Annotated in this window: 10 protein-coding genes; 9 read left to right on the top strand and 1 reads right to left on the bottom strand. The window is 37.1% G+C overall.

The genetic code is table 11. The features are described from left to right. Positions 1–196: 196 nt before the first annotated feature. The 9 genes from PKC55_RS02800 (at position 197) to PKC55_RS02760 (ending at position 11,555) form a co-directional block, all read left to right on the top strand. Positions 197–1,441 carry an efflux RND transporter periplasmic adaptor subunit gene (locus tag PKC55_RS02800; RefSeq protein WP_324371754.1) on the top strand — a complete coding sequence of 415 codons (1,245 nt, stop codon included), beginning with the start codon at positions 197–199 and terminating at the stop codon, positions 1,439–1,441. 106 nt (positions 1,442–1,547) lie between these two features. After that, positions 1,548–2,216 carry an ABC transporter ATP-binding protein gene (locus PKC55_RS02795; RefSeq protein ID WP_006842871.1) on the top strand — a complete coding sequence of 223 codons (669 nt, stop codon included), beginning with the start codon at positions 1,548–1,550 and terminating at the stop codon, positions 2,214–2,216. A gap of 34 nt (positions 2,217–2,250) precedes the next feature. Further along, positions 2,251–3,534 carry an ABC transporter permease gene (locus PKC55_RS02790; protein ID WP_291128169.1) on the top strand — a complete coding sequence of 428 codons (1,284 nt, stop codon included), beginning with the start codon at positions 2,251–2,253 and terminating at the stop codon, positions 3,532–3,534. A 4-nt stretch (positions 3,535–3,538) separates the two neighbouring features. Beyond that, on the top strand, positions 3,539–4,792 hold the full coding sequence (locus PKC55_RS02785; RefSeq protein ID WP_291128171.1) for an ABC transporter permease: 1,254 nt from the start codon (positions 3,539–3,541) through the stop codon (positions 4,790–4,792). 26 nt (positions 4,793–4,818) lie between these two features. After that, the gene (locus PKC55_RS02780; RefSeq protein WP_291128174.1) at positions 4,819–6,078 is read left to right on the top strand and encodes an ABC transporter permease; all 1,260 of its coding nucleotides are present in this window, start codon (positions 4,819–4,821) and stop codon (positions 6,076–6,078) included. Positions 6,079–6,082: 4 nt separating this feature from the next. Continuing rightward, on the top strand, positions 6,083–7,339 hold the full coding sequence (locus PKC55_RS02775; RefSeq protein WP_291128176.1) for an ABC transporter permease: 1,257 nt from the start codon (positions 6,083–6,085) through the stop codon (positions 7,337–7,339). A gap of 21 nt (positions 7,340–7,360) precedes the next feature. Next, complete coding sequence (locus PKC55_RS02770; RefSeq protein WP_291128178.1) at positions 7,361–8,842, top strand: TolC family protein; 1,482 nt, start codon at positions 7,361–7,363, stop codon at positions 8,840–8,842. Positions 8,843–8,883: 41 nt separating this feature from the next. After that, complete coding sequence (locus tag PKC55_RS02765; protein ID WP_291128179.1) at positions 8,884–10,251, top strand: sigma-54-dependent transcriptional regulator; 1,368 nt, start codon at positions 8,884–8,886, stop codon at positions 10,249–10,251. A gap of 5 nt (positions 10,252–10,256) precedes the next feature. Further along, positions 10,257–11,555, top strand: a complete 1,299-nt coding sequence (locus tag PKC55_RS02760; RefSeq protein WP_291128182.1) for a sensor histidine kinase — start codon at positions 10,257–10,259, stop codon at positions 11,553–11,555. A 35-nt stretch (positions 11,556–11,590) separates the two neighbouring features. Here the strand turns inward: PKC55_RS02760 and PKC55_RS02755 are convergent, their stop codons facing one another. Next, the gene (locus PKC55_RS02755) at positions 11,591–12,334 is read right to left on the bottom strand and encodes an NUDIX hydrolase (RefSeq protein WP_135105180.1); all 744 of its coding nucleotides are present in this window, start codon (positions 12,332–12,334) and stop codon (positions 11,591–11,593) included. Between the last annotated feature and the right edge of the window lie 77 nt (positions 12,335–12,411).

Here is a 12,411-nt window from a genome sequence, read left to right as displayed (position 1 = left end):
TGTAAATAATCTTCGATGGAGAATTCAATTACAGATTCACCTGCCTATTCTTTGTAGCAAACATTTAAGAATGACTACTTCCGAACAAGTCGTCCGATATCGGACATTTACAAAAATTATAAACAACTGATTATATAGAATTTACATTTTCGGCATACGACTTGATATAAATAAGTAGAATAATAAAACATTAGAAATGGACAGAGAGATACCATTAAGTGAGCAACGCAAAGAAAGACGTAAACAGATCATACGATATGGTGCTATTATAGTAGGTTTGGCAATAGTAGTTATTATCGTAGTAAATTTTCTGCAAGGTTCGATTTCTTCGAAAAATGTAATTATAGGAACTGTTGACAGAGGAACGATCGAAGTAACGGTAAATGCATCGGGCAAAGTGATTCCTCTGACCGAAGAAATTATTGTATCGCCTATCAATAGCCGGATACTGGAAGTATATAAAGAAGCGGGAGATTCGGTAAACAAAGATGAACCGATCTTAAAGCTCGAACTGGCCTCGATAGAAACAGACTACAAACAGAAGCTGGACGAAAAGGAAATGAAGAAAAGCAAACTTATCCAGTCTCAAGTGAGTCTCGACAATACAATTTCGGATCTTCAAATGCAACTACAGGTAAAGGATATGAAGCTCAAACAACTACAAACCGAGCTTAAAAACGAAAGATATCTGGATAGCATCGGGGCAAGTACCTCCGACAAGGTACGCCAAGCAGCATTGAACTATGAAGTAGCAAAGCTTGAGCTCCAGCAGCTAAAAGAACAAATAGTGAATGAAAAGAAAAATGCATCGGCCGAGGTCAAAGTCCAACAACTCGACCTGAGTATATTCGAAAAATCGCTGGCAGAAAGTGCCCGTCTCTTAAAGGATGCCCGTATATTATCGCCTCAGAGAGCAACGCTTACCTATGTAAATAACCAAGTAGGTTCGCAAGTTTCTGCCGGAACACAAATAGCTATTGTCTCAGACCTAAGCCACTTTAAGGTATTGGCCGAAATAGCAGACAGCTATGCCGAGAAACTCAGTTCGGGAGCTAAAGCCATAATAAAAATCGGACAATTGCAGCTGGAAGGAACGGTCGTAAATATAACCCCTTCGGTAAAGAATGGCGTAATTAATTTCACCGTCATGCTAAAAGACTCGGGTAATTCACGTCTCAGAAGTGGTCTGAAAACAGATGTATATGTTACTCATGGGATACAGGATGATGTATTACGAATTCCGAATTCGACATATTATATAGGAGCCGGAGAATATGAACTGTGGGTAGTGAAAAACGGAGAAGCGGAAAAGAAAAAAATAAAACTAGGCGAAAGCAGCTTCGAATATGTAGAAGTGATAAGCGGTCTCGAGAAAGGCGAACAAGTAATTATATCAGATATGAATCAGTACAAGAACAAGCAAAAATTAAAAATAAATTAATTCTATAATAGGTAATATAATTTTAGGGAGATCTTTTATACTCTTCCTAATCGAAGGAAGAGTATAAAAGTAAATAAAAAATAATCATACATAAAATATCAGCACTATGTCAATAATCAATTTACAAGGGATTACAAAAATTTATAGGACGAAAGAAGTAGAAACAGTAGCATTGGAAAATGTAAATCTGGAAGTCGAAAAAGGGGATTTTCTATCCGTTATGGGGCCATCAGGTTGTGGTAAAAGTACTATGCTAAATATCATGGGTCTACTCGATGTTGCAACCAATGGCAAAGTACTCATCAATGGTACAGAAACAAACAAGATGAAAGACAAAGAAATGGCAGAGTTTCGTAACAAAACACTTGGGTTTGTTTTTCAAAGTTTCCATCTTATTAATTCACTAAACGTACTCGACAATGTGGAACTTCCACTTCTTTATCGCAAGTCTGGAGACACCAGCCGCCGCGAATTGGCAAAGCATGTTTTGGAGAAAGTAGGTCTTTCGCACCGGATGAAACACTTCCCGTCTCAATTATCCGGAGGACAGTGCCAGCGTGTAGCCATAGCTCGTGCCATTATCGGCAATCCTCAAATCATTTTGGCCGATGAGCCTACCGGAAACCTTGACAGCAAGATGGGTACGGAAATTATGGATCTATTGTTTGAGTTGAATAACGAAGGTACAACAATAGTAATGGTGACGCACGATGAGCTGATAGCAAAAACGACTAAACGCATCGTTCGTTTCTTCGACGGAAGACGTGTAGAATAGAATTTAATAAATCAGCTAAGCTAGAAGGGAAAAAATGAAAATAAGCTACTTCAAACAAGCCATAAGAACAATTAAGGATAATCCTTATTCGGCTTTTATATCCATCATGGGTGTTGCTCTTTCTATCGGCATAATTATATCGTTACTTGTTGCCATACGAGCTAAAACAATGGATATTGAACCGGAGACCAACCGCTCACGATCTTTATATGTAAAATGGGTTGGAGTGAAAGAAAAAAACACAGGAAACTTTGTCGTTAACGGTTTTATGTCTTTAAAAACAATTAAGGAGTGCTTTCAGTCATTAAAAACACCCGAAGCTGTTACCATATCATCATTTATTCATTCTCATCTGGCTACTTTACCGGGAGGAAGCAACCAGAAGAGATGTTATGTATTGTATACAGATGATGTTTTCTGGAAAGCATTTGACTTTAAATTCATTGATGGAAAGGGATATAATAAAGAAGATTTCGATTCGGGTATAAGGAAAATCGTTATCAGTGAAAAATTGGCACGCACAATTTTCGGAAGCATAAAAAATGTGGTAGGAAAACAAATGCAACTAAACTTTATTACATACACAGTATCTGGCATAGTAGAAGACCTCTCACCGATAACGGTAGCCACTTATGCTCATGCATGGATTCCCCTCACATCTATACACAAAACACAAAGTGCAGATATGGAAGGAATAACAGGTATGTACAAATGTCAGATTATAGCCCATTCTTCGAAAGATTTTGATGCCATACGTGCAGAAACAAATCAACAGGTGAGCCGCTATAATACAACATTAGCCAACTATAATGTAGAATTTTACGGCCAACCCGACACTCGATATGTAGAGGATCATCGGTTTGGACCGGGATATCCGGATATGCAAAGGTCATATTTATCGGATATCGGATTTATATTGATCCTTCTAATTGTACCCGCCATTAATTTATCTGGTCTTACACTGTTTCGCATGAGAAGAAGAATCGTCGAATTGGGAGTTCGAAAAGCATACGGTGCTACTAGAAAAACCCTCATCTGGCAAGTATTGAGCGAACAAATGGTATATTCTCTTATTGGCGGTGGTTTAGGTTTATTGCTATCATTCATTACAGTTCATTTTATAAGCGACTATGGTTTTAATTATAATAATTACTTTGGTTTGGATATTGAGCCTCATTTTAACCCTTCTGTTTTTATAACTCCGGGTACGTTTCTTCTGACGTTTATCTTCTGTGTAATTATAAACCTTTTAAGTGCAGGAATACCCGCATGGAGAGTGTCATCTGCATCGATTATTAAATCTTTAAGAGAAGACTAAAGCTATGTTGAAACAAATTTTCAAGATAATAATTAATCAACGCAAAAGTAATTATTGGATAGTAGCCGAATTACTCTTTGTTTCGATATGTCTTTGGTATATAGTTGACTATATGGAGGTGCTGAGATCAGTTAGAAATATACCCTTCGGTTATAATATAGAAAACACTTATCGCATCGATTTAAATGAACGCCTTGAAGACAGTGAAAATTATATTTCTCCCGAAGAAAAAACAACGACTAGCGGAGAAGATCTATTAAGCATAATGGAACTGATACGTCAGTATCCACCGATAGAATCAGTATCGCTGTCTATAGCGTCACAGCCTTATGCGGCTACACCTTATAGTCAGGCATATTATAAAAAACTGTCTTATAATAAAATGGGTGTGTCAGCTCAGGAATATAAAGTTACCCCTTCTTTTTTTGATGTTTTTAAAACACAATCTATCACTCAAAAAGATTTAAAACAAGCGTTGAATAGGCATTCTGTGATAATATCTGCAAATGCTGCAACTGAGTTATTAAAGGGAGAGGAAGCTATCGGCAAGAATATCATTGTAGGAGAGAATGGCGAAGAAAAACAGATTACAGGGGAGTATGTACCTGTAAGATGGACTGAATACTTTAAAGCTAACCCCTCATTCTATACACTTCTGTCTGAGGAGGAAATCATAAAGAATGTAAACTCTGACAACCTATCTCAAATGGAGCTGTGTATACGTGTGAAACCGGACATAAAAAATGATTTCATCGACAAATTTATAAAAGATATGGCACCTAAGATTATGGTAGGTAATATTTATCTGATGGATGTACGCCCAAGCTCCTATATCAGAAAGGCCGCAGTAGGGCCTGAAGAGAGTACGATCTTCGTCAGAACTTTTCTTTTAGGATTTCTTCTTATCAATATTTTTTTAGGTGTATCGGGTGTATTCGGTTTACGAACACAACAACGAAAAAGTGAACTCGGACTACGTATCGCCTTAGGCTCATCAAAAGTTAAACTCCAACTGCTGGTTATCACAGAAGGTCTATTATTACTATCTGCAGTCATGATACCTACTATAATCATAGCGCTCAATTTCGGACTATTTGAACTAGTACATCTCGATTGGGTAGCATTCACTTTTTTACGCTTTATAATCGGCATATCAATCACCTATGCTATTATGGCTCTAATTATTCTTGTTGGTGTATGGTATCCGGCATACAGGGCTACAAAAATAAATCCGACAGAAGTATTGCGAAACGAATAAAAATCTTGAATAAAACAGAATAATATATGTATAAAATATATTTCAAACAGGCTTTGGGAATGCTGAAACAAAACAAGTTTATCAGCATAATCACTATTACAGGTACAGCATTGGCTATAATGATGGTTATGGTCATCATAGTGACCGACTCCATTAAGCATGTAGATATAGCACCTGAAGTAAACAGAAGCAAGACCTTCTACGTGAAACGCTATACCAAAAAGAGTAAAGATCAAACTAAAAACAGGATATGGCAAAGTACGATCAGCTACGAATTGTATAAAAATTACCTCTCGGAATTTAAAACGCCCGAATATACTACAGCTGTTGACAAAGCATGGAATGGCAATCAGTTTATGGTAAAAAAGGAGAATGCGAACGAACGTTTCTTATCGGAGATCAAAATGGTAGACGCTAGTTACTGGAAAGTACTATCCTTTACTTTTCTGGATGGAAAACCATTTACCGAAGAAGACTTTAAATCAGGTATACGCAATGCTGTGATATCCCAAAATCTTGCAAAAAAAGTTTTTGGAAATAATGGAGCTTTGGGCAAAAATATAGAAATAGACTTTAAGCTATACAAAGTGATCGGTATTATAAAAGACGTGCCTCAGACCTTTACATACGGATACGGAGAAGCGTATATACCATATACCTCGAAGAATGGGTACAACAACAGGAGCTATCATATTTTATACCTATTGAAGGATAAAAAAGACGCAACGGCATTAACGGAGGAAATACAGAAAGCTCAACGAAAATTTGATAGTGGCGACCCCGAAAACAATATAACGTTTCATGGTCCTTACAATCAGAGACAGCTCTCGATGGAAGAAACCAGGGATATGAAACCGGATGAAAAAACAGCCAATAGAAAAATGATATTCATTTTTACCGTTTTGCTTCTCATTCCGGCAGTTAACTTATCCAGCTTTAGCATGTCTCAAATAAAAAGACGAATCGAAGAAATAGGAGTAAGAAAAGCTTTCGGAGCAAAAAAATATATAATACTGATTCAGATTTTGTTCGAAAATCTAATTACAACTTTCATAGGAGGCATTATAGGATTGATATTGTCATACTTCATTGTAATGTGGCTCAAAAGTTGGCTACTCGATGTGGGGGCAGAAAGTGCTATACCAATCGATGCTTTAATATCATACCCTGTATTAGTCGGTGTATTCTTAGCTTGCTTTGTGCTCAACCTTCTTTCGGCAGGGATACCGGCATACAGAGCGTCAAAAGCAGCCATCGTTGATTCTTTGAACAAAAAAAACATGTAACAATATGATAAGGCAAATTTTTAAAATAATATGGAGTGAGCGAAAAATCAACATTTGGATATTGTTCGAGCTCGTATTGGTCTTTTGTATCCTTTGGTTTTGTGTAGATTACATCTATTTTTTCACAAAGCGTTACTTAGAGCCGACAGGCTATAATGTAGAACACGTTTACAACATCAATATGGGTATAAAAGAAGAAGGTCATGTACTTATAAATAATGGAACGAATGCTCAAAAAGATTCATTAGTCAACATCGTATGGACTATCGTAGATCGTATAAAGAAATATCCTGATATAGAATATATAAGTCTCTCTTCGGCTGCTGTTCCTTATTCGGGCTCATTTATGAGCAATAAAGCCTCTTTGGATACGATGGTTGATTACATTCAGTTCAAATCGGTTAGTCCTGACTATTTCAATGTTTTTAAAATCAACTTGCAACAAGGACAAGTAGAGAACTGGAATAACACGGATAATATAGTTATCAGTGGGAATAAAGATAATCAATTTTTGAAGCACGATGCCAAACAAATAAAATCACTCGCAACTGGAGATAACGAAAACAAACAAGTAATAGGAGTTGCAGCATCTTCCAAGAGAAGTGAGTTTGACGAACACAATCCGATAGTTTACACATTATTATCGACAAACGACAGGGAAACAGTCTATTTTGACGGAATCGAAATTTGTGTACGGGTAAAAGCCGAAGCCGATAAAAATTTCATTGAGCGATTTACAAAAGATATGCAAGAACAAATTGCGATGGATCCTTATTTTCTATCGTCTGTGACATCTATCAGTGATCTTAGAAAAGACTTTATGAAATGGAACAAATACGATAATAACTTCAAGAGTATTTTTTCTATATCATCATTCCTTTTCATAAATATCTTTCTCGCTGTAGTAGGCACATTCTGGTTTAGGATACAGACCCGACGTAACGAAATTGGCTTGAGAGTAGCTGTAGGATCAACCCGAATAAATATAAAAGCTTTATTTATTCTCGAAACTCTCTTCTTATTGCTATTAGCCAGTCTTATAGCCACACCGATATGCATAAACATCGCTTTGGCGGATATACTAAGAGATATTGGAGTACCGTCCATAGATAGAGGAGAAGAGCCTATACGGATAAGCCAATATTTTATCAATTATTTATTTACTGCTTTGATCCTGATTACAATATCAATATCGGCAGTACTTTATCCATCGTGGAGGGCATCAAGGATACAACCGGCAGAAGCTCTGCGAGACGAATAAAACAGAAACAAAACAAAGAGTATGAAACAGATTTTTTCTTCTATCCTATTGCTGGCTTTATTTACAGGTTTGCGAGCACAAGATACGATTACAGTAAATCTGCCTGAGGCTATTCAACGAAGTGTCTCTATTTCGGTCGATGCTGTCGTAGCCCGCAACCAATTTAAATCAAGTTATTGGGCATATAGAACATATAAAGCCGAATTGTTACCCGAAGTAACGTTAAATACAACCCTGCCCTACTATTCTAAATCATACAATGCATTTCAGAATTCGGACGGAACATACACATTTGTAAGCAACGACTATAGTAAAATAGACGCAGGAATATCCATATCCCAAAATATCCCATTAACAGGTGCTACACTCTCCGTAGAAAGCAGTTTTCAAAGATTAGAGCAATACGGAGGCAACGGTTCTACAAGATACATGGCAATTCCGGGATCGATAACACTCCAACAACCTATTTTTGGATTCAACCGTGTGAAATGGTTACAAAAAATAGAGCCGGTAAAGTATCAGGGAGCAAAACAGCAATTGGTTGCCGATATGGAAGATGTATCTAATACCGCAATCCAGTACTACTTCAATTTGCTCTTGGGACAGATAAATATGGAAATAGCGCAGCAGAATTTAAAAAACACAGAGAAGCTCTATACGATAGCCGAAGCTAGAAGAAAAATAGGACAAATTTCAGAAAATGATTTATTGCAACTGAAAGTCTCATTACTAAAAGCGGAGTCATACCTCACAGATGCACAAGCCTCTTTAAGTTCACGAATGTTTCAGTTGCGTTCCTTCCTTGGGTATGGAGAAGACATTATCATTAAGCCCGCTATACCGGAAGGGCTTCTAAGTAGAATGCCGGTTTTGTCTTATCCGCAGGTGGTAACATTGGCACGAGAAAACAACCCCTTTACCCAGAATATCCAGAAAAGAATGCTGGAAGCGTCTCGCGATGTAAGCCAGGCAAAAGCAGACCGTTGGAATGCGACATTATTTGTTTCATTTGGAATGTCGGGACAGGAAGATCGTTTTGCGCAAGCCTTCAACAGCAACAACTGGAGAAACAACCAAGTCGTTAATGTTGGTATCAAAATACCGATCTTGGATTGGGGCAAAAGCAAAGGAAAAGTAAAAATAGCTGAAGCTAATCGTGAAGTAGAAAACTCTAAGATAGAAAAAGAGCAGATAGATTTCAATCAAAATGTATATCTTCGTGTACAGAACTTTAATAGTCAGTCGAAGCAATTGGAACTGGCAAAAGAAACAGATATAATTGCCCAGCAACGTTACAATACCTCTATCGAAGCGTTTGTATTAGGTAAAATTGATGTATTAAACCTGAACGATTCCCAATCTTCGAAAGATGAAGCCAGACGTAATTATATCGAACAGATGTATCTGCTATGGTCATATTATTATCAGATAAGAAGTCTGACCCTGTACGATTTTTTAGGCAATAAAGAAATATCCGCTGATTACAATAAGATTGTTGATTAACTTCAAAATCATTATTTTTATCCACTAGAACGAAGATTTTTATGATACTAATCTGTGACGACGATGCTGCTATACGTTCATCCCTTTCTTTAGTATTAAAAAGGGCCGGATATGAAACAGCGAATGTAACATCTCCTCAAGAGGCAATAGCTTTTGTGAAAGCCACATCTCCCGACCTGATCCTGATGGATATGAATTATACCAAAGGGACAAGCGGAGAAGAAGGACTTACTTTACTGAAGCAAGTGAAAATTTATTGCCCTGACGTACCTGTTATACTTATTACGGCGTGGGGATCGATCAACCTTGCAGTAAGGGGAATACAAGCCGGTGCTTTTGATTTTGTCACCAAGCCTTGGAACAATATGGCGTTACTGAACACCATTCAGACAGCGATACAGTTGAAAGAGGGAAGTGAAAAAGAGGCAACCGGAAACAACTCACATATCAGTAGCGACGAGACTTTCCGAAATGATAAAATCATAGGCAAGTCTCCCCTCTTACAAAATGTATTCAATACAATTTCGCGGGTAGCCAAAACCAATGCCTCTATCCTTATTACAGGCGAAAGTGGTACAGGAAAAGAACTTATAGCAGAAGCTATTCACGAGAACAGCGACAGAAAAAAGAATCCATTTGTGAAGGTAAACCTAGGGGGTATTTCACAATCTCTTTTCGAAAGTGAAATGTTTGGTCATAAAAAAGGAGCATTTACCGATGCTCATTATGATAGAATTGGTCGCTTCGAGTTAGCAAATAAAGGAAGCATCTTCCTCGATGAAATAGGAGAATTAGATGCGGCATGTCAGGTGAAATTATTAAGAGTGTTGCAAGATAAAACGTTTGAATCGTTAGGTGACAGCAAGCAAAAGCAAGTTGATGTACGTGTCATTAGTGCAACCAATCGCAATCTTGCCGACATGGTCTCTAAAGGCACATTCAGAGAAGACCTGTTCTATCGGATCAACCTTATCACAATAAGAGTTCCGGCTTTGCGTGAGCGGATAGATGACATTCCACTACTTGTAAAACATTTCGCAAAAAAACAAGTCGAAATAAACGGATTAGAAAATATTGAATTTACATCGGAAGCGATTAGCTTCTTGAAAAGATTACCATATCCCGGAAATATAAGAGAATTGAAAAATCTGGTAGACAGAGTTATTCTCGTCTCAGGTAAAAACATACTTACCGATAGCGATTTTAAAGATCAATATACAGCAATCCCCAATTCATCATCTACACTCCCCGACTCTATCTATCCTTTAGATGAGTTGGAGAAAAAGATGATAAAAAAAGCAATGGAACTATATGGTGGTAATCTCTCGAAGGTGGCAACAGCACTAGGCGTAAGCAGACAAGCATTATACAGAAGGCTGGAGAAATATGGAATAAGCACAAATGATTAGGGGCTATGAAATCAAAAATCTTATTCTGGATATTAGCAGTTCTTGTTTTTGGTTCTTTATTAACTGTAGGGTTTGTTTTTTTTAGAACAGACCTATACAAGTTTCTACTTATAGAAGGAATAGCTATCCTTGCTATTATATTTTTTATCACACTTTACTACCGACTTATAAAACCATACCAGATTATTAGCGATGGAATGGAACTACTAAAAGAACAGGATTTTTCTACGCGTCTGCGTCCCGTTTCCGATAGCGAAGCCAACAAGCTGATTGAGATTTTCAATAAGATGATGGATCAGTTGAAAGACGAAAGGCTGCAAGTGAGAGAGAAAAATCATTTTCTTGATTTGCTTATACAAGCATCCCCACAAGGAGTAATCATTTTAGATTTTGACGATAAAATCACAGAGGTTAACCCATCCGGACTACGCCTGTTGAGTATAAACAATATCAATGACGTAAAAAACAAAAAGCTCGATGAATCGGGAATAAATATAGGAGATCAACTAAGCAAACTAAAGCAAGGAGAAGATGTAGTGATACGCAGTTCGGGTATAACAATGTATCGTTGCTCCCGCTCTTCGTTTATAGATAGGGGCTTTGCACACCCTTTTATCCTCATCGAAGAGTTGACGCATGAATTGCTAAAGATTGAGAAAAAATCATACGAAGGCATTATCCGAATGATGGCACATGAAGTAAACAATTCGGTGGGTGCAGTAAGTTCTACTCTTAATGTTATCTCGGATATATTACAACAGAATGAAAACAGCGAATTGATCGATGTATTGCCTGCTGTAGACGCATCTTTCGACAGATGTAAGCATTTGGGGCATTTTATCAGCAATTTTGCCGAAGTTGTAAAAATACCGGAACCGTCGGTATCCGATGTAAGTATAAATGAGTTGGCACGGTCTGTCGAATCCCTCTCCCAAGCAGAATGCTTAAAAAGGAATATAAATCTTAAATTGAGTCTGACTACCGGGAAAGATTTAGCATGCATCGACAGTATACAATTTGAACAAGTACTAGTCAATATTGTAAAAAATGCCTACGAAGCAATAGACAAAAATGGAGATATAAATATCATTACTACCTCTCAGCCTCTTTCCATAACTATTGAAGACAATGGACCAGATATACCGGAAGAAACAAAACAAAAACTATTCACACCTTTCTTTACTACCAAACAGACAGGTCAGGGAATCGGATTAATGTTTGTTCGTGAAGTCTTGCTTAATCATAATTGCAAATTTGACTTGAAGTCTGAAAATGGTTGGACAAAATTCGAGATCTTTTTCTAACAACAGGCATTTGTATTCATATCTGAGAGATACGATCACATCGTATCCTTGATATCGGGAGAAATAAAACTATATAAAATAGGGGCATTATACTCTTTCCCTTTTTTTCGTTCGTCCAGTTGAATAACAAATCCTTCCTGAAGTATTTTTCGTTGAAAGTTTCGCCTGTCAAGCTTTTTATTTAAAAATATTTCATGAATCTTTCTCAATTCAGTCATCATAAATTTCTCGGGAAGCAGCTCATATCCTATAGGTATTATTGGCATTAAAAGTTTGATTGACTCTTGTGCCTTTTTTATAATAAGCTCATGATCTGAATACATAGCAGGCAATTTATTTATATCATACCAATGTAATTGCTTTTTTTCTGATACAAAGTCATTTACCTCATCATACTTCACCAAAGCAAAGTAGCCCATTGTTATAAATCGCCTTAACAGCCATTTTCCATCATTCCTTACCGAGCTATATTGAGCTACATAGTCTAGATTTTGTTTCATAATAGTTCTGTTAGGGTCACTAAACAATGCAAATTGCTTTAGGAAAATATTGCTCAACCCGGTATAAAGTTCCAGTATCCTATGTGCCGCTTGATCAGCACTTTCGTCATTAAAAACAAAACCTCCTAATAGAGCCTTATAATTGTTTATGCCAAAATCTCTCAGCAGAACTTTTATTTTCCCCTTGTGAAAAGCTATTATAACACAATCTACCGAAAAGCCTGGGTGCGAGTTCTCTGCGGTATGATCTTCATATGTCAACGTCGTTAAATCTTTCATAATCTAAGTAATAGGCATCTATATCCTCTCAAAATTAATGAGTCTGTAAAATTAGAGAATATATTCCGAATAAAAAT

The sequence above is a fragment of the Dysgonomonas sp. genome, from assembly GCF_035323175.1.
Taxonomy (GTDB): Bacteria; Bacteroidota; Bacteroidia; order Bacteroidales; family Dysgonomonadaceae; genus Dysgonomonas.
The sequence above is the reverse complement of the archived record's forward strand: the minus strand, read 5'-3'. Positions and strand labels throughout refer to the sequence as shown.

Bases quoted from the DNA above. Each gene is read 5' to 3' on its own strand.
- PKC55_RS02785 (WP_291128171.1), top strand. From the start codon at position 3,539: ATGTTGAAACAAATTTTCAAGATAATAATTAATCAACGCAAAAGTAAT.
- PKC55_RS02790 (WP_291128169.1), top strand. From the start codon at position 2,251: ATGAAAATAAGCTACTTCAAACAAGCCATAAGAACAATTAAGGATAAT.
- PKC55_RS02765 (WP_291128179.1), top strand. From the start codon at position 8,884: ATGATACTAATCTGTGACGACGATGCTGCTATACGTTCATCCCTTTCT.
- PKC55_RS02760 (WP_291128182.1), top strand. From the start codon at position 10,257: ATGAAATCAAAAATCTTATTCTGGATATTAGCAGTTCTTGTTTTTGGT.
- PKC55_RS02800 (WP_324371754.1), top strand. From the start codon at position 197: ATGGACAGAGAGATACCATTAAGTGAGCAACGCAAAGAAAGACGTAAA.
- PKC55_RS02775 (WP_291128176.1), top strand. From the start codon at position 6,083: ATGATAAGGCAAATTTTTAAAATAATATGGAGTGAGCGAAAAATCAAC.
- PKC55_RS02780 (WP_291128174.1), top strand. From the start codon at position 4,819: ATGTATAAAATATATTTCAAACAGGCTTTGGGAATGCTGAAACAAAAC.
- PKC55_RS02795 (WP_006842871.1), top strand. From the start codon at position 1,548: ATGTCAATAATCAATTTACAAGGGATTACAAAAATTTATAGGACGAAA.
- PKC55_RS02770 (WP_291128178.1), top strand. From the start codon at position 7,361: ATGAAACAGATTTTTTCTTCTATCCTATTGCTGGCTTTATTTACAGGT.
- PKC55_RS02755 (WP_135105180.1), bottom strand. From the start codon at position 12,334: ATGAAAGATTTAACGACGTTGACATATGAAGATCATACCGCAGAGAAC.